Genomic DNA, 18481 nt, shown 5'->3' with positions numbered 1-18481 from the left:
CCGCAAGCCTGTTACCGGCAATTAATGTTCCCGGCGCTGTCACGCCGGCGCCTCGCTCTTCAACATCCGCTCCAGGGTCTCCAGCCGGTCGGCCTCGCGCGGCGGCTTGTCCCAGCGCAGCCGGCTGATGCGCGGAAAGCGCATCGCGATGCCGGATTTGTGCCGCGGCGAGCGCTGCAGGCCCTCGAACGCCACTTCGAGCACGAGCCCCTGCTCGGGCTCGTGCACGACATGCCGAACGGGACCGAACTTCTCGGTGGTGTTGCGGCGGACGAAGCGGTCGATCTGCAAGAGCTCCTCGTCGGTGAAGCCGAAATAGGCTTTGCCGACCGGCACGAGCTGATCTCCGCCGTCTCCCGCCGTCCAGACACCGAACGTGTAGTCGGAGTAATAGGAGGAACGCTTGCCGTGGCCGCGCTGAGCATACATCAGCACGGCATCGATGATGTGCGGATCGTGCTTCCACTTCCACCATTGTCCCTTGGGCCGGCCGGGCAGATACAGCGCGTCGCGCCGCTTCAGCATCACGCCTTCCACCGCGTCGGCATCGTCTCCTGCGCCGGCAGATGCGGGATTGGCGCGCGCGGCCTTCAGCTCGTCCCAGGTGGAAAACGCGATGGTCGGCGACAAGTCGACACGCGGTTCGTCGAGTCGCTTGATGAAAGCCTCGAGCCGTTCACGCCGCTCGGCGAACGGCAGCTCACGCAGATCGTTCTCCTCGTCGCCGAGCAGGTCGTAGGCGCGCAGGTGGATCGGGTACTCCTTCATCAGCTTCGGCGACACCGTCTTGCGGTTCAGCCGCTGCTGCAGCACGTTGAAGCTCTGCACGCGGTGATCGCGCACCACCAGCAGCTCGCCGTCGAGCGCGCCGGGCAGGTGCAGCGACGGCAAAAGGTCGGGAAAACCAGCGGTGATGTCCTCGCCGCTGCGCGAATACAGCCGCGTGACGATGCGGCCATCGGTCTCGCGGCCGCTCACCGCCTGCACGCGGATGCCGTCCCACTTCCATTCCGCGATGTAGTCGGCCGCGTTCATGCCGGCGAAGTCGTCGTCCTCGACGGCATGCGCCAGCATCACCGGCCGGAACGGCGCGGGATCGCGATTGACCGGCTTGTCGCCGCGGCCTTCCAGCCAGGCGAACAGGTCGAGATAGGGCGGCGACAGCCCCGGCCATATCAGCTCGACCTCGTGCGGGTCCTTGTCGCCGAGCGCGGCCGCTGCGGTCTTGGCCAGGCGCGCGGAGATGCCGATGCGCAAAGCGCCGGTGACCAGCTTCAGCAGTGCCCAGCGCCCGGTCTCGTCGAGCTCATCCAGCCATTGCGCGAGTTGCCGCGGCATCTCGGTCTTGCCGAGGGTGCGCAAGGTGGTGACAACCTCGGTCAGCGTCGGCGGTGGCGGGTCGTTGTGGCCGGGTGTGGGGTCCCTCGTGAGACCGCCCGTGGGGTGCCCCCCTCCCTGCCCCTCCCCCACAAGGGGGGAGGGAACGGAGAGAGCGGCTGTGGGGGACGAGAGACGTGAAGGGGGAGCGATGCTCGATGCAGACCGAGACAGCAACTCCGAACGCGTCAGCGCTCCCTCCCCCCTTGTGGGGGAGGGGTGGGGAGGGGGGTACCCAGGAACGAGCTGCTGATGATGCGCCCTGTCCTTCGGCCACATCAGCGCGACGGTTTCCGAGAGATCCCCCACATAATCATACGACAGCGCGAACAGCACCGGATCGGTGCGCGCGGCGATCAGGTCGCGGATCAGCGCCGGCTTGGCGTGCTTGAACGACAGCGCGCCGGTGAGCGCGCCCAGTGCGTAGCCGCGATCGGGATCCTCGACCTCGCGGAAGTACGACGTCAGCAGCCGCAGCTTGTTGTTGCGGCCGGGCTCATAGGCGAGGCGGTCGAGCAACTCGGCGAAGCGGTTCATGCCTCGGCGTCCTCCGTGGCCACCACCTCGCTTTCCTCCTCGTCGCCGTAGCCGACCAGATCGAGCGGCCGGGCCGCGAGCCCCTTGGCTTGGCACCAATGCACCAGCGCGTCCTCCTGCCCATGGGTGACCCACACCTCGCTTGCGCCGGTCGCGGCGATGGTGGTGGTGAGCCCGTCCCAGTCGGCATGATCCGAGATCACCAGCGGCAGCTCGATGCCGCGCTGCCGGGCCCGGGCGCGCACCCGCATCCAGCCCGAGGCGAAGGCGGTGACGGGATCGGGAAAGCGGCGGGTCCACAGGTCGGAGGTTGCACTCGGCGGCGCCAGGGTGATGGTGCCGGCAAGCTCGGCCTTCTTGACGCCCTTCACGGGCCGGAGCTCGCCGAGCGCGATTCCCTTGTCTTGATAGTAGCGCGTGATCTTGTCCATCGCGCCGTGCAGGTAGATCGGCCGATCATAGCCGGCCTCGCGGATCAGCGCGATGACACGCTGCGCCTTGCCGAGGGAGTACGCGCCGACCAGGTGCGCGCGCTCGGGAAACAGCACCACCGAGGCCAGCAGCTTGTTCACCTCCAGCGCCGCGGCGCCGTGACGGAACACGGGCAGGCCGAACGTCGCCTCGGTGATGAAGACGTCGCATTGCACCAGCTCGAACGGTGCGCAGGTCGGATCGCGCGCATCCTTGTAGTCGCCGGAGGCGACGATGCAGGTGCCGCCGCAGGACACTTTGATTTGCGCCGAGCCCAGCACATGGCCCGCAGGGTGGAAACTGACGGTGACGTCACCCAGCCTGATCCGCTCGCCATAGCCGATCGCCTGCGTGGAGCCTGCAAAGTTGTCGCCATAGCGCAGCCGCATGATGTCGAGCGTTTCCTGGGTCGCCAGCACCGCGCCGTGGCCGGCGCGGGCGTGGTCGGAATGGCCATGGGTGATCAGCGCCCGCTCGACCGGGCGCACGGGATCGATGTGAAAGCCGCCGGCCTTGCAGCAGAGGCCGGACGGAACGGGCAGCAGAATGTCTTGCGGACGCATGTGGGTCATATAGGTCATGCAAGACGCGTTTTCAGGCCGTGCCAGTTTCCATCTCGTCATGCGCGGGCTTGACCCGCGCATCCATCTCCTCGATGAGAAGTTCGCATTGACGACGATGGTTCCCATGCCCCACCGCCTGTTCCTGTCCTCCGGCGATCTGATCGCCGACCGCCGCTACGAGTTCGCCCGCGACCTGCAATTGAAGGGCGACCTGGTCGCGGCCGCCGAGGTGATGGAGCAGGCCATCGAGGTCGCCCCCAACTTCGCCTCGGCCTGGTTCGAGCTCGGCAAGATTCGTCTCGGTCTGGGCGAAACCGACAAGGCGATCTCCGCCTTCCAGAACGCCTGTGCCGCCGATCCGGATGATCGTCACGGCGCCGCCGTGCATCTGATGCAGCTCGGCGCCGCGCCGCTGTCGGACATGCCCAAGGCCTATGTGCAGTCGCTGTTCGATCAGTATGCGCCGCGCTTCGAGGCCGAGCTGACCGAGCGGCTCAACTACCGCGCGCCGGCGATCCTGTTCAAGGCGGTGCTCGCGGTGCGCGCGGCCGAGCGCAAGCCGGCCTACTTCAAGCGCGCGATCGATCTCGGCTGCGGCACCGGGCTGGGCGCGGCGGCGTTCGCCAAGAACGTCGACAGCATCATCGGCATCGACCTGTCGGCCGGCATGATCGCGGAGGCGCGCGCCACCGGGCTCTATGCCGGGCTAGAGGTCGACGACATGACCGCAGGGCTGCAGCGCCAGGACGATGCGTCTGCGGATCTCATTCTTGCTGCCGATGCGATGGTCTATGTCGGCGACCTCGACCCGGTGTTGCGCGAGGCGCAACGTGTGCTGAGGCCGGGCGGACTGCTGGCCTTGACCGTCGAGACCCATGACGGCGACGGTGTCATCATGGGCAAGGGGTTGCGCTATGCCCATGGCGCGGAATATGTCCGTGGCGTGATCGCAGCCGCGGGATTGAAGCTGGCCCATCTCGCGCCGGCGTCGCCGCGGACCGAGGAGCAGTTGCCGGTGCGCGGGCTGGCCGTGGTCGCGGCCAGGACTTGAGTCTAGACGCTATTGAATGCGCTGCACGCGGCGTCCAATGCGGCAACTTCGCTCTTGCCGCAGCTCTCCCGATGCCAAAAAATGTCGGCAGTCTAGGGAGAGACAAAAATGAAAAAACATCTGACCCGGCGCGATTTCTGCGCCACCGCGCTTGCGACCATCGGCGCCTCGACGATCGCTTCGCCCCATGTCTGGGCCGCCGAGAAGAAATATGATGCCGGCGCCAGCGATACCGAGATCAAGATCGGCCAGACCATTCCGCATTCCGGCCCCGGTTCGCTGTATGGCGTGCTCGGCCGTGTCGGCGAGGCCTATTTCCAGATGCTCAACGAGCAGGGCGGCATCAACGGGCGCAAGGTCAAGTTCCTGACGATGGACGATGCCTATAGCGCGCCGAAATGCGTCGAGGCGACGCGGCGGCTGGTCGAGCAGGACGAGGTGCTGGCGCTGTACGGCTCGCTCGGCACCGCGCCGCAGACCGCCGTGCACAAATACCTCAACTCCAAGGGCGTGCCGCAGCTCCTGCTCAACACCGGCGCCTCGAAGTGGAACGACCCCAAGAACTACAAATGGACCATGGCCGGCCTGCCGCTGTATCCGACGGAGGCGCGCATTCTCGCCAAGCATGTGCTGAGCGTGAAGCCGGAAGCCAAGATCGGCATCCTCTATCAGAACGACGATTTCGGCCGTGACTTCCTGGGGCCGTTCAAGAAGGTGCTGGCCGACGCCGGCGGCAAGGCGCAGGTGATCATGGAGCAGACCTACGATCTCACCGAGCCGACGGTGGACTCGCAGCTGATCAACCTGTCGAAGTCGGGCGCCGACGTGTTCTACAACATCAGCACGGGCAAGGCCTCGTCGCAGTCGATCCGCAAGGTGGCCGAGCTCGGCTGGAAGCCGCTGCAGCTGTTGTCGGCGGGCTCGACCGGCCGTTCGATCCTGTCTGCCGCCGGCCTCGAGAATGCCAAGGACATCGTCGCGATCCGCTATTCCAAGGACGCCGGCGTGCCGCAATGGAAGGACGATCCCGACGTCAAGGGCTTCGAGGCGCTGCGCGCCAAGTACCTGCCCAACATCGATCCCGACAACACCATCGCCTATGCCGGCTACGGCCAGGCGGTGTCGATGGGTGAGATCCTGCGCCGCTGCGGCGACACGCTGACCCGCGAGAACGTGCTCAAGCACGCCACGACACTCGCCGGCTTCCACTCGCCCTTCTTCCTCGATGGCGTCAATTACGCCTACACGCCGGACGACTATACGCCGATGAAGACGCTCTACATCTCGATCTTCGACGGCAAGGACTGGAGCATCTCCGAGAAGCCGATGACGGAGTAGGGATTTTCCCTCCATCGGATGATGACACCGGAGCTGTGGCCGCACTCTCCGGTGTCGTCCCTGCGAACGCAGGGAACCATACCGCGGAATCTATCGGTGAGGCGTCACTGCAAGTCATCGTCCCACAAAAGCCGGTGGCTATGGGTCCCTGCGTTCGCAGGGACGACAACGGAGTTTGCTGAGGCGCCGGTGCGCTCCAACATGGGCTGGGCCGACGGCGGAGGTGGTCGAGGCAGTCGCGTGTTATCGCCCGACCCTCGACGAACCGCGCGTGACTGCCTACCTTCCCCCGGTGCCGCCCCGCGTCTCACCAGTCCCACCCGACGACAGCGCCCCGCTGCCCGACCATTTCACCGAATGGTTCGCGGCGCGCGGCTGGGCGCCGCGCGCGCATCAGCTGGCGCTGCTGGAGAAGGCTCGCGCGCAACGCTCGGCGCTGCTGATCGCCCCGACCGGCGCCGGCAAGACGCTCGCCGGGTTCCTGCCGACCCTGGTGGAGCTCGGCTCCGCCGTCGCGCCGAAGCATCGTTCTGTTCTTGCCAAGCCATCCGCTCTCTCCGCTCCCTCCCCCCTTGTGGGGGAGCGGCGGGGAGGGGGGCCTCCGGCGGCGGTGTCGATGGTGACACCCGGCACTAAGCCGAATGCACTGGCCGAGCTCGCGAACACGGAAAAGAGCAAGCAGACGGCGAACCGCATCCCGCGACCCGCCGGCCTGCACACGCTCTACATCTCCCCGCTCAAGGCGCTCGCGGTCGACATCGCGCGCAATCTCGAGGCGCCGATCTCCGAGATGGGCCTGCCGATCAAGGTCGAGACCCGCACCGGCGACACGCCGGTGTCCCGCCGGCAGCGGCAGCGCCGCTATCCGCCGGATATCCTGCTGACCACGCCGGAGCAGATGGCGCTGCTGCTGTCGTCCGACGATGCGCCGTTCCTGTTTTCCTCGCTGAAGCGCGTCGTGCTCGACGAGCTGCATGCGCTGGTCACCTCCAAGCGCGGCGATCTCTTGTCGCTCGCGCTGGCGCGGCTGTGGCGGCTTGCGCCGGACATGCGCATGATCGGCCTGTCGGCGACCGTCGCCGAGCCGGAGCAACTCGCGCGCTTCCTGGTGCCGCAGCCGTGCGGCGGCATAGCCGCGGCCGACGTCGTGGTCGCCGGCGGCGCCGCGCCGCCGGTGGTCGAGATGCTCGATACACAGGAGCGGCTGCCGTGGGCCGGCCACAGCGCGCGCCATGCGCTGGCCGAGATGTACGAGCTGATCAAGCGAAACAAGACCACGCTCGTGTTCGTCAACACCCGCAGTCAGGCCGAGATGCTGTTCCAGGAGTTCTGGCGCATCAACGACGACAATCTCGCCATCGCCCTGCATCACGGCTCGCTCGACGTCGCGCAGCGCCGCAAGGTCGAGGATGCGATGTCGGCCGGCAGGCTGCGCGGCGTCGTCTGCACCTCCTCGCTCGATCTCGGCGTCGATTGGGGCGACGTCGATCTCGTGATCAATGTCGGCGCGCCCAAGGGCTGCTCGCGGCTGATGCAGCGCATCGGCCGTGCCAATCACCGGCTCGACGAGGCTTCGCGGGCGGTGCTGGTGCCGGCCAACCGCTTCGAGGTGCTGGAATGCTCGGTCGCGATCGATGCCATCGCCGACAATGCGCAGGACACGCCGCCTTTGCGTACTGGCGCGCTCGACGTGCTGGCGCAGCACGTGCTCGGCTGCGCTTGCGCCGAGCCGTTTCTCAGCGACGAGCTCTATGTGGAGGTCATCACGGCGGCCCCCTATGCGTCGCTGTCGCGCGCTGATTTCGACGATGTCGTCGACTTCGTCGCCACCGGCGGCTATGCGCTGAAGACTTATGAGCGGTTTGCCCGCATCAAGCAGGATGCGAGGGGACGCTGGCGCGTCGCCAATCCCAAGGTGCGGCAGAGCTATCGCCTGAACGTTGGCACCATCGTCGAGGAGGCGATGCTGAAGGTGCGGCTGGTGCGCTCGCGCGGCGGGGCCAAGGGCACGACCGGCGCGATCGCGCGCGGCGGACGGCTGCTCGGCGAGATCGAGGAGGCGTTCATCGAAGGCCTCACCCTCGGCGATACGTTCGTGTTCAGCGGCGAGATCGTGCGCTATGAGGCGCTGGCCGAGGACCAGGTCTATGTGTCGCGCGCCAATGATTCCGATCCGAAGGTGCCGTCCTACATGGGCGGCAAGTTTCCGCTGTCGACCTATCTCGCCGAGCGCGTGCGCGGCCTGCTCGACGACCGCACCGCCTGGAGCGCGTTGCCGGAGCAGGTGCGCGACTGGCTGTCCTTGCAGAAGGACGTGTCGCGCATCCCGGCCCGGCGCGAGCTTTTGGTCGAGACCTTCCCGCGCTCCAACAAGCACTACATCGTCTGCTATCCGTTCGAGGGCCGGCTCGCGCATCAGACGCTCGGCATGCTGCTGACGCGCCGGCTCGAGCGGGCGCGCGCCCGGCCGCTCGGCTTCGTCGCCAACGAATATGCGCTTGCGGTGTGGGGGCTCGGCGACATGTCGCTGATGGTCAAACAGGGGCGGCTCGATCTCGCCGCGTTGTTCGACCCGGATATGCTTGGCGACGATCTCGAGGCGTGGCTCGCCGAATCCGCGCTGATGAAGCGCACGTTCCGCTCGTGCGCCATCATCTCCGGCCTGATCGCGCGGCGGTCGACGACCGAGGAGAAGACGCGCCGCCAGGTGCTGTTCTCGACCGATCTGGTCTATGACGTCCTGCGCCGGCATCAGCCCGATCACATGCTGTTGCGCGCGGCGCGCGCCGATGCCGCCACCGGCCTGCTCGATCTGAAGCGGCTCGGTGATATGCTCCAGCGCATCGAGGGACGAATCACCCATCGGGAACTCGATCGCGTCTCGCCGCTGGCGGTGCCGGTGATGCTGGAAATCGGCCGCGAATCCGTCTATGGCGAGGCCGCCGACGAGCTCCTGGCCGAGGCTGCCGAGGAACTCGTGAAGGAAGCGATGGGGTAGATCGAGAAGCGAGGCGGACTTGCGGGGGACTTTCTGCGCATCGGGCATGATGGACGTCGCCGGCACCGCGCTGCGCGTCGATCTCTCCGGCGCGCTGGTGTGGGACGAGCAGCGTCTGCTCGTCGTCTCCGATCTGCATCTGGAAAAGGGCTCGAGCTACGCGTCGCGCGGCACCCTGCTGCCGCCGTTCGATACCGTGGCGACTCTCAATCGCCTCACAGCCGTGATCGCCCACTACAATCCGCGCGTCGTGATCGCGCTTGGCGACAGCTTTCACGATCGCGATGCGCATACGCGTCTCACCGGCGACGACCGCGCCTGCATCGCCAACCTGCAGGTCGGCCGCGACTGGGTCTGGATCACGGGCAACCACGATCCGGCCCCGCGCGGCATCGGCGGCGAACTGGCCGACGCGGTCACGCTCGGCGCGGTGACGTTCCGTCACGAGCCCTCCGGCGCGCGCGGCGAGATCGCCGGCCATCTGCATCCGAAGGCGCGCGTCGCGACACGAGCGCGCACGCTGGAGCGGCGCTGCTTCGTCTGCGATGGCGAGCGCGCCGTGATGCCGGCGTTCGGCGCCTATGCCGGGGGCCTGAGCGTGCGCGACGCGGCCTTCGCCAAGCTGTTTCCGAAGCGCGCCTTCATCGCGCATGTGCTGGGAGATAGACGCCTGCACAGCATCGCCGCGGCGCGGTGCTATTAGTTGGATGATGGAAATTCATTAGTTGGATGAGTGATCAGAGGTCGAACGGATCATTCGAAGTTGGACTGATCATGCCCGCCGCGCGCATCGCTGTGCTCTCTCCCTCGCTTGCGGGGGAGAGTTGGAGAGGGGGCGCCAAGCGCAGCGCCGTCGGAACGGCCCCTCCCTAGCCCTCCCCCGCAAGCGGGAGAGGGAACGCAGCGTCCTCGTGGCGTCATGGTCGCCGGAGCCGCGGACGAATGCCCGTCAGGCCGCCTTCGCCTGCACCTTCTCGCAGAACTCGGCCAGCCGGTCGGCCAGGCGCAGCGTCGCCGGGCTGGCGTCGGGCGAGGCGACCAGCGCGACCTCGGTGCGCTCGATCGGCGCAAAGCCCTCGCGGGCGGTCAGCACGCGGTGCTCCGACTGCACCGACATCTCGGACAGGATGCTCAGCCCCATGCCGGCGGCGACCGCGGCCTGGATGCCGGCGAGGCTCGACGAGGTGTAGGCCATGTGCCAGGCGCGTCCCTCGCTCTCCAGCGCATGGATCGCGCGGGTGCGATAGATGCAGCCGAGCGGGAAGCCGATCAGCGGCAGCGAGCGGGCCTCGAGGTTGACCGGATGGCTCTTGCTGGTCACCCAATAGACCTGCTCCGGCCATGCCGCGATCGCTGCGTGTGCGTCGTCGGCACCGCGCTTGAGCAGCGCAAGATCGAGATCGCCGCGCTCGATGTCGCGCTTGAGGTTGAGGCTCTGGTCGGCGCGCACGTCGAGCCGCAGATCGGGGTGGGCGCGCGAGAACGCGGCGAGCAGCTTGGCGAGCCGGTAGGCCGCGAAATCCTCGGGGATGCCGAGCTTCACCGCGCCGTCGGGTCCGGGCCGCGCCACGACGTCGCGGGCCTCCTCGGCGAGCGCGAGCAGGCGGCGGGCATAGGACAACAGCCGTTCGCCGGCCTCGGTCGGCGTGACCTCGCGGCCGTCGCGGTTGAGCAGCGTCTGGCCGAGGTCGTCCTCCAGCCGGCGAATCTGCTGGCTGATCGTCGACTGCGTGCGGTGGACGCGCTCGCCCGCGCGGGTGAAGCCGCCGGCCTCGACCACCGAGACGAAGCTGCGCAACAGGTCCAGATCGAGCACGCGGGACCTCCATTCGGAAAACCACTGAGTGTCAGTCTATCATTTAATTTCCAAATGGGAAAGAACAGCCCTACACCGGCGGCGAAGGAGACCTCCGATGTCGTCCGTATCCTCCGTTGCCGTGAGCCCCGAGAAGTCCAACCTGCTGCCGCTCGAAATCGGCCTGTTCTGCCTGTTGTGGAGCTTTGCCTTCGTTGCCGGCAAGATCGGGGTGACTTATTGTCCGCCGCTGCTGCTGCTCGCGGCGCGGTTCTCGCTCGCTGGTGTCCTCATTCTTGTGGTGCCGGCGGTCCGGGGCGAGCTGCGCATGAGCTGGCGCGATGCGGCCGTGTTCGCGATCATCGGCATCGCCAACAACGCGCTGTATCTCGGTCTCGGCTACACCGGGCTGCAGACCGTGTCGGCGGGGCTCGGCGGCCTGATCGTCTCGGCCAATCCGGTGTTCACCGCGGTGTTCGCGGCGCTGCTGCTGGGCGAGCCGCTGACCCTGCGCAAAATCTCAGGCCTCGCGCTTGGCACCATCGGCGTCGCCATGATCGTCTGGCACCGTATGTCCGTCGGCACCGACCAGCTCGAAGGCATTCTCTATACGCTGGCGGCGCTGGCCTCGATCGTGACCGGCACCATTCTGTTCAAGCAGCTCGCCCCGCAGGGCAGCCTGTGGGTCGGCAACGGCATCCAGAACCTCTCAGCCGGGCTGGTGTTATGGCCGGTCGCGCTCGGCGTGTCGCACGTGGGCGAGATCGTGCCGAATGCGCAATTGATCGGCGCGTTCGCCTTCCTCGTGCTCGGTGGCTCGATCCTGGCCTATGTGCTCTGGTTCCATCTCTTGAAAGTATGCGGCGCGACCGCGGCCAGCGCCTATCATTTCGTGATGCCGCCGCTCGCGATGATCTTCGCCTTCCTGGTGCTCGGCGAGCACGTGGCGCTGCAGGACCTGCTCGGCGTCGTTCCCGTCGCGCTCGGGATCTATCTGGTCACGCGGGCGCCGGCCCGTACCATTGGAGCATCGTCATGAGTGTTGCGATCACCCTGATCGGCGGCCCGACCGCCCTTATCGAAATCGATGGCTTCCGCCTGCTGACCGATCCCACATTCGATGCTCCCGGCCGCTATGAATTGCCGCATGTCGTACTGGAGAAGCTCACTGGACCAGCGATGACCGCTGAGGCGATCGGGGAGGTCGATGCGGTGCTGCTGAGCCATGATCAGCACTCCGACAATCTCGACCATGGCGGCCGCGCCTTCTTGAGACGCGCACCGCGCGTGCTCACGACGGAAGTCGGCGCAAGCAGGCTCGGTGCGCTGGCGGAAGGATTGGCGCCGTGGCAGACGACGCAGCTCAGCAAAGGCGGCAGGACATTCACGGTCGCGGCGACGCCGGCGCGCCATGGTCCCGCCGGCATCGAGCCGCTCGCGGGCGATGTGATCGGCTTCGTCCTGATCCCGCAGCACGGCGCGCCCGTCTATGTCAGTGGCGACACGGTGTTCTATGACGGCGTGGCGGAGGTGGCGCGGCGTTTCAAGCCTGGTGTCGTGATGCCCTTTGCCGGAGCGGCGCAGACACGCGGGCCGTTCCACCTCACCATGGACACCAACGACACGATCGAGACCGCGCGCGTGTTTGCCGAGGCCGCCATCGTTCCGGTTCACACGGATGGCTGGGCGCATTTCCGCCAGAGCGCGCAGGACCTGCGCAAGACCTTCGATGCGCTCGGGTTCGGTGCGCGGCTGAAGCTTCTGGAGCCCGGTGTGCGGACGGTGATCGCCTCGCCACCCAGCTCCTCCCCCTGATGAGAAAAAGATCAATCCCGACGGAACACGATCGACGCCATCCATCCCGTCATCAGCGCCATCGCGGCGGTGACGAGGCCGTAGACGAAGCCGCTCTGCCGCGCCGAGTTCGCGACGAACTGCTCGAAGCCGACCTTGACGATCTCGAACGCGGTCTCCGTCTTGGTGACCAGCGCGCCGTCGGCGAGCAGCTTGATCTCGACCTCGTAGGTGCCGATCGGCACCGCAGCGGGGAGCGGAATGCCGGTGCGGAACAGCGTCGGCGTGAGGAAGGTCACCGCGGACGTATCCTCGCGGTACAGGCCGTGCTGCGATTGCAGCCGCACGAAGGCGCTGCGGAACGCGTCGTTCGGGACCACGTCGGCATAGTCGGGACCGACGCGCTGGGTCAGCAGCACGTTGTTGAGTCCGAGCTGCTGCCGGCGCAGCACCTCGGGCGCGGCCATCGCGTCGAACTGGCGGTTGGCGAACAGCGCCAGATAGCCGGGCACCTTGAGGAACTGGCGCGAGTCGGTGTTGATCCAGATGCCGAACTTGCGCTCCTTGCGCCGCGTCACCATGTCGGCCCGCGGGCCCCGGACGGTGACGACGAGGTCATAGGCGGTGCGACCCGGCGGGGTCTGGGTGTCCTTCTCGACCGAGCCGAACAGCACCAGCTCCTCCCCGGAATAGTTCGGCGTCACCGTCACGCGATGGTTGGAGACCGAGACGATCAGCCGCTCGGCGCGCGCCGATGCGGCGCCGGCAAGCAGCAGCATGAAGGTGAGGCTGGCGAGGCGGAGCGGCGTCATCTGCTGATCTCGGTCTCGCGGATCGTGAACAGGTCGTCGGGCTTGATCACGAGCTCGATCGCGAACCGGATGCCGACGGCGAGGATCAGCAGGCCGAGCAGCAGCCGCAGCTGCTCGCCGCGGATCATCTGGCCGGCGCGGGCCCCGAACTGCGCGCCGGTGACGCCGCCGACCATCAGGATCAGCGCCAGCACGGCGTCGACCAGATGATTGCTCATCGCGTGCAGCATGGTCGCGATCATCATGGTCGCGAGCGTCAGGACCATCGAGGTGCCGATGACGGTCGAGGTCGGCACGCGCAGCAGGTAGATCAGCAGGGGCACCAGAATGAAGCCGCCGCCGATGCCCATCACGGCGCCGAGGAAGCCGATGATGAGGCCGATGGCGATCACCGGAATGACGGAGACATAGATCTTCGAGCGCTTGAAGCGCATCTTCAGCGGCAGGCCATGGATCCAGACATGGCTGCCCGGACGCCGCACGGTCGCGACCGCGCCCTGGCGCGCGCGCATCATCGCCCGCAGACCCTCCCAGAACATCGTGCCGCCGACGCTCGTCAGCAGGACGACATAGGACAGCGCGATCATCAGGTCGAGCTGGCCGAGCGACCGCAACAGGGTGAAGGTGGCGACGCCGAGTCCGGTGCCGAGCGCGCCGCCGATCATCAACACCGCGGCCAGCGAGGGATCGATGGCGCGCCGTCGCCAATAGGACAGCGCCCCGGAGAACGAGGAGGCGGCGATGTGGCTGGAGACCGAGGCGACCGCGACCGCGGGGGTGATGCCGACGAAGATCAGGAGCGGCGTCATCAGGAACCCGCCGCCGATGCCGAACATGCCGGAGACGAAGCCGACGGCCGCGCCCATCGCCAGCAACAGGAAGATGTTGACCGGGATGTCGGCGATCGGAAGATAAATCTGCATCCGCGCGGCCTCTGCGATCCTTCGAGCGAGCATCCCGCGCATGCGACGCAGGATGCCAAGCTCCTGCATAACCGAAAATGGCAGCGAAGGGATCAGTCATTCCCGCCCGAAGTCGACGTCACATCCACCGACGCCGAACGTGGGGGTCTGGGCGCTCCGTCAAAGGGCCTTGAGCGGCGCGGTCACCAGCCTCATGGCCTCGGCATCGCCCGGATCGAGCCAGCGGATGTCGCGGGTCTGCGACATCGCCTCGATGACCTGCGACGATACGCCCATGCGCGTCATGTAGCCGAGGATGGCGCCGGTGACGCGCTGGGTGTCGGCGACCGCGTCGGCGCCACGGGCCTCCGACGTGAAGCGGTGCACGCCGAGCGCCGAACCATCGAGGCCGTAGCGGGTCTGCCCGCCGGCAAAGGCGAACACGCAGGCGCTGGCGCAGAAGCCCGGACGGATGCGGCCGGCATTGTCGGCCACGCCGACGGCGGTAGCGAGTCCATGGGCGCGGATGATCTCGCCCATCAGCACCCCCTGGTCGAGGTTGCCGCCGGGCGAGGACAGCAGGATCACGTCGCCCGGCTTGAGACGGGCCTCGCTGATCCGCTCGCGCAGCCAGCCGGCCGCCGCTGGCCCGATGGGGCCGCTGACGGCGAGCACGGTGCGCCTGCCGCCCAGCCCGGCAAGCGCGGGGTCGGCGACCAGCGCCGCCGACAGACTCGGCGAGATGTACTGATCCTTCCAGAACGACCAGGCGTCGGGTCGCGACAGGTCGCGGTAGGCGCGAATGCCTCCGCCGAGCACGATTGCAACGAAGAAGATGACGGAAGCCAGCCGGCGCCATCGGAACGCCGCAGGATAGCCGTCGGTCACTTGCTGCATTCGTTGGCGAGGAGGCGGAGCAGCGGCGACGTTCGCCGTAGTCCGCGGCGGCACGCGGGGGCCCGTCGGCGACTGCAGGAAGCGCGCGCCGTCCTGTTGGTCGTTCCCCGCTGACACCCGTCGATGCTCCCTCGCGGCGCTCGTGATGATCCGCCGCGACAACCTATATCGATCGACCGCGCGACACTATGGCGGCGCGATCGCAAGCCGGGAGGATTTTTCAGGCTGTGCGCGGACGCTCGTCCATGTCGAAAGAGGGGCGCTATGCCCGTGTCAGCGCGGCGCCGTCGCAGCCGCGCGCTTCGCCAGCGCCGCCTTGGCCGCGGCTGCCTTGGCGATCGCCTGCGTGCCATCCCAGCCGCCGACGGGCGCCGGCACGTTCACGGCGTCGTCGGGCTGCGGTTCGACCGTGAAGGTCTGGATCGCGAGCTTGGCCGCGGCGAGCGACTGGACATCGAGCCGCTTGGCGACATCGTCGCGCTTGCGCCCCGCGTCGACGTCACCCTGCGCTGCGGCCAGGGTGAACCATTTGTAGGATTCGGCGAGGTTCTGTTCGACGCCGATGCCACGGGCATAGAGGATGCCGAGGTTGAACTGGCTATCGGCGACGCCGCGCTCGGCGGCCTTGCGGAACCATTGCGAGGCGCTCTTGTAGTTCGCGCCCTTGCCGCCGCCGTCGGCGTCCAGCACGGCGAGATTGTGCATCGCCTTGGCGTTGCCGCGCTCGGCGGCGACCACGTAGTAGCGGCGGGCGATGTCGGCGTCCTTCTTCACGCCGAGACCCTTCTCGTAGAAGGTGCCGAGACGGAAGACCGCCGGGATCAGCCCCGCCTGCGCGGCGCGGTCATACCACTTCGCGGCTTCCTCATAGTTCGCCGCGACGCCCTTGCCCTCGGCAAAGCGCACGCCGACTTCGTAGGCGGCGGTCGGATCACCCTTCAGGGCGGCATTGCGCAGCGCCAGTCCGCCGATGGCATCGGGCAGCTTCTCGGAGGCGGGCACCTGCACCAAGCCGAGCTTCTGGCCGTTGGCAGCGGTTGGGATCGTGCCGGTGATATCAGTGGGGACGGCAGCAGGTAATGTGGCTGGCTTTTCGACGTCCTGCGGGATCGCGAGCATTGCGATCGTCTCCGCTTCGCTCGGCATGGCCCGATTGTAGGACTGACGGTCGATCGGCGTCGGCGACGTCAACGACGGCACGCTCTGGTCGGGCGTCGTCGGCCGCGGCGACAGGCTCGGCGAGGCCGACGGCATCTGCGCGCGCGGCGCCTCGCCCTGGGTTTCCATCGGCGAGATCGGTGGCGGCGTGCTGCCGCTGTCGAGCAGCGACATCGCGAATTTGAAAGTGCCGAGCACGATCACGACGACGCTGGCCCCGACCAGGAGCGAGCGGATCTTCGACCCAATGGTCGAGACTTCCTCGTCACCCTCGGCGGTGAGAGCGAACGTCGGCTTGTCCTTGGGTTTGGCCTTGGGCTTGACAGCGTCGCTGGCGACGTCCTTGGGGAGGTCTTTCGGCGGTTCCTTGGCCTTCTCCTTCGGCTTGTCCTTCTTCGCCTTCTTGGCGTCCACGGGCTGTGCAGCCGCCGCGGCCTGCGCCGCGCGGCGCGCAGCCGCGATGAAGCTCGACGTCGACACCGGCTCCCGCTTGCCGGCGGGAAGCTCGCTCAGCGCATCCTCGGACGCGGCGATCCGCTCGGCGGGCGATGCGGTCCGGCCAGGCGGACGGGTGCCGGGTTCGAGCGGATGATCCGGCGGCAGCTCGGGGACGATGACGGTCGGGCGGGGCGCCTGTGCTGTGTGCGGCTCGAGGATGTCGGCGATCGCCTTCGGCGGAATCGGCGGCGGCATGGTGGCCGCCGTCGCCTGCGCGGCGTGGAAGTCGCGCGAGGCGGCCGCGAACGCCTGTTGACCCGCGGCCGGAGCGACAATCTGTCCCGCTGGCTGCTCGGCCGCCGGATTGGGCAGCTCAGGCCGGTAGGCGGGCTCTGGCCTGGCCGGCTCGGCAAAGGCCTGGGGCGCCGGCGCGCGTGCGGCCGGCATCGGCGACTCGATTGGCGGTGCCAGCGGCGGCAGCGCGGCCGGCGGGCTCGCGGTGGCGCGCACATTGCGCAGGTCGCCTTCGATCATGGCGAGGCGGTCGACGACGTGCCCCAGCGTGTTGTGGACGGCCTCGAGCGAGTCCTGGGTGTTGCGGTCGGTCTCGGTCTGGCTGAAGCGGATGTCGGACAGCTCGCGCTTGACCATGTCGATCAGGCCGCCGTCCTGCGACGTTTCGCGCTGCGACCGGCTCTCCGCCAGCGCTGCGAAGGTCGCCTGCTGCCGTTCGAGATAGCGCAGGATGTCCTGCAGGCCGTCCTCGACGCGGGTCATGTTGCCGCCGCGCGGGTCGTTGGCGGCCTCGAGCCGCTCCAGCAGATAGCTGATCCGCTGTTCGAGATGGGTGATCGCCGATGAGCCGTCGTTGCCGACCTGCAGGCGGTCGATGCGGTCGGACAGGCCGCGCAGCGCGTCCTCGATCTGGGCAGTGTGGTCGGGCGCGGCCGCCGGCGGCTCGCGGCTTTCCAGGGTCGAGGTCAGCGCGGCAATGCGCTGTTCGAGCGCCGCAAACGACTCGTGGAACGAGTCGTGATTGTCGCGCGCCTGTGTGACCTGGTCGACCTTCGACGACAGCTGGCGGAGATCGTCCGACAGTCGTTCCAGCGCGTCGTTGGAGGCGACATTGGCGACGATCGCACGCAGCGCCGCGATGGCGCTTTCGAGCTGCTGCACGGTGCCAGGGTCGTCATTGGCGCGCAGGATCAGGTCGAGCTTGGCGCCGAGATTGCGGATCGCCTCGTCATAGACGGCGAGCTGCTCGGCAGGCTTCAGCGAGCCGACGACCTCGCGGATGTCGGTCAGCGCGCGCTCGATCCCGGCCAGTGCGTGGCCGTCGACGCCGGTGTTGCGGTTCTCGTCGATACGGCGCGACAGCGAGCGAATCTCGTTCTCGATCGACTCGATCGCCCGGCGCGGCATCGCCTCGGTGATGGCGTGACGAATTTCGGAGAGCTCGTTGCGGAAGCCGGCGATCGACTGCTCGATGCCGTCGTCGGGGCGATGCAGCGCCTCGATCTGGCTCGTGATCTTCAGCAGATGGCGTTCGAGCAGCGAGAAATCGGGAGTGGGGGCTGCCGGTTGCGGCGGCGTCAGCGGCGCGCTGATCGGAGTCATCAGCGGCGCTGCTGCGGATGCCATGGCAGGCGCGGTCGGCGGTGCCTGGTGCGGCGGCAGCGGGCGCGCATTGTCGAGCTCGCTCTGGCGGGCGCTGATCTCGGCCACGGCCACGTCGAACGAACCCGCGCTGAGCGGCTGGGCGGGCCGGTAGAGCTGCGCAGCGGCGCGCTCGACGCCGTCAGGACCACGATAGCGGTCCTCGGTGTCCGGCTTGCGCAGCGGCGTCGAGATCTGCGACAGGCGGGCGTCGAGCCGCGAGATCGCGTCGTTCAGCTGACGCGCGACGCCCTGCTCGTCGCGTGGCCCATCCTTGCGCGCGACGGGGCGCGACATTTGCTCGATCTGCCGTGCGATGGAGTCGAGCCGCTGATGGATGTCGGTCACCTCGCGGGCATCGCGGCTGACGGTCGGCGTGCTGCGTGGCGCGGGGCTGCCGCGGAAATCGGGCGGGGTCGATGCGCCGAGCGTGGAGTTGATCCAGTCGTTCAGCGTCATTCCGGCGCGTTGCGCCGCGGCCTCGGCCCTCTCGCGGACGGACGGGTCGATGCCTTCATTACTCCACGGTACGCGCGAATTCATGTCTCGTCCGGTTCCGCTTCCAGCGCTCCACCAAGCGCCTCCAGCCTCCCCACGCGTCCCGGACATGAACATGAACGGGTCCGCGCAGATCGTCTGCTCCAGGTCCCGACTTTTGACTTTTACGGTAAATAACGCGTTAAGTTTACCGCCG

The 18481-nt window shown here is 67.8% G+C and carries 13 protein-coding genes; 6 read left to right on the top strand and 7 right to left on the bottom strand.

Features of this window, described 5'->3' with window-relative positions:
- Window positions 1–39: 39 nt before the first annotated feature.
- Both QW887_RS23425 and QW887_RS23420 read right to left on the bottom strand, forming a co-directional pair.
- Complete coding sequence (locus tag QW887_RS23425; RefSeq protein WP_315751266.1) at window positions 40–1914, bottom strand: ATP-dependent DNA ligase; 1875 nt, start codon at window positions 1912–1914, stop codon at window positions 40–42.
- Complete coding sequence (locus QW887_RS23420) at window positions 1911–2957, bottom strand: ligase-associated DNA damage response exonuclease (protein WP_316195160.1); 1047 nt, start codon at window positions 2955–2957, stop codon at window positions 1911–1913. The genes QW887_RS23425 and QW887_RS23420 overlap by 4 nt, the downstream gene beginning before the upstream one ends.
- A 115-nt stretch (window positions 2958–3072) precedes the next feature.
- Here QW887_RS23420 and QW887_RS23415 point away from each other — a divergent pair, with 115 nt between their 5' ends.
- From QW887_RS23415 to pdeM, 4 genes are all read left to right on the top strand, one after another.
- Entirely contained in the window at window positions 3073–3999 is a 927-nt protein-coding gene (locus tag QW887_RS23415; protein ID WP_316195056.1) for a class I SAM-dependent DNA methyltransferase, read from the top strand.
- A gap of 108 nt (window positions 4000–4107) precedes the next feature.
- Window positions 4108–5337: an ABC transporter substrate-binding protein gene (locus tag QW887_RS23410; RefSeq protein WP_316165587.1), complete on the top strand. Its 1230-nt coding sequence runs from the start codon at window positions 4108–4110 to the stop codon at window positions 5335–5337.
- A gap of 292 nt (window positions 5338–5629) precedes the next feature.
- Window positions 5630–8335 (top strand): ligase-associated DNA damage response DEXH box helicase, encoded by a 2706-nt coding sequence (locus tag QW887_RS23405; protein WP_315717963.1) that lies wholly within the window; start codon window positions 5630–5632, stop codon window positions 8333–8335.
- Window positions 8336–8384: 49 nt separating this feature from the next.
- A complete protein-coding gene (gene pdeM / locus QW887_RS23400; protein ID WP_315769738.1) occupies window positions 8385–9038 on the top strand; it encodes a ligase-associated DNA damage response endonuclease PdeM in 654 nt (217 codons plus the stop codon).
- A gap of 246 nt (window positions 9039–9284) precedes the next feature.
- Here pdeM and QW887_RS23395 read toward each other — a convergent pair whose 3' ends face one another.
- A complete protein-coding gene (locus QW887_RS23395; protein ID WP_315717945.1) occupies window positions 9285–10151 on the bottom strand; it encodes a LysR family transcriptional regulator in 867 nt (288 codons plus the stop codon).
- Between the two features lie 97 nt (window positions 10152–10248).
- Between QW887_RS23395 and QW887_RS23390 the strand changes: the two genes are divergently transcribed.
- Together QW887_RS23390 and QW887_RS23385 are read left to right on the top strand one after the other, a co-directional pair.
- Entirely contained in the window at window positions 10249–11169 is a 921-nt protein-coding gene (locus QW887_RS23390) for a DMT family transporter (protein ID WP_315717944.1), read from the top strand.
- Entirely contained in the window at window positions 11166–11945 is a 780-nt protein-coding gene (locus QW887_RS23385; RefSeq protein WP_316175640.1) for an MBL fold metallo-hydrolase, read from the top strand. Before QW887_RS23390 ends, QW887_RS23385 begins: the two co-directional genes overlap by 4 nt.
- A gap of 11 nt (window positions 11946–11956) precedes the next feature.
- Here the strand turns inward: QW887_RS23385 and QW887_RS23380 are convergent, their stop codons facing one another.
- From QW887_RS23380 to QW887_RS23365, 4 genes are all read right to left on the bottom strand, one after another.
- Window positions 11957–12736 (bottom strand): TIGR02186 family protein, encoded by a 780-nt coding sequence (locus QW887_RS23380; RefSeq protein WP_315717942.1) that lies wholly within the window; start codon window positions 12734–12736, stop codon window positions 11957–11959.
- Complete coding sequence (locus QW887_RS23375; protein WP_315717941.1) at window positions 12733–13659, bottom strand: sulfite exporter TauE/SafE family protein; 927 nt, start codon at window positions 13657–13659, stop codon at window positions 12733–12735. Before QW887_RS23375 ends, QW887_RS23380 begins: the two co-directional genes overlap by 4 nt.
- A gap of 159 nt (window positions 13660–13818) precedes the next feature.
- Window positions 13819–14652: a hypothetical protein gene (locus QW887_RS23370; RefSeq protein WP_315717940.1), complete on the bottom strand. Its 834-nt coding sequence runs from the start codon at window positions 14650–14652 to the stop codon at window positions 13819–13821.
- A gap of 156 nt (window positions 14653–14808) precedes the next feature.
- Window positions 14809–18330 (bottom strand): hypothetical protein, encoded by a 3522-nt coding sequence (locus QW887_RS23365; protein WP_315717939.1) that lies wholly within the window; start codon window positions 18328–18330, stop codon window positions 14809–14811.
- Window positions 18331–18481 lie beyond the last annotated feature (151 nt).

Origin of the sequence: Bradyrhizobium sp. SZCCHNRI3052 (genome assembly GCF_032484895.1) — a bacterium.
Taxonomy (GTDB): domain Bacteria; phylum Pseudomonadota; class Alphaproteobacteria; order Rhizobiales; family Xanthobacteraceae; genus Bradyrhizobium.
This window is presented reverse-complemented; position numbering and strand designations above follow the sequence as displayed.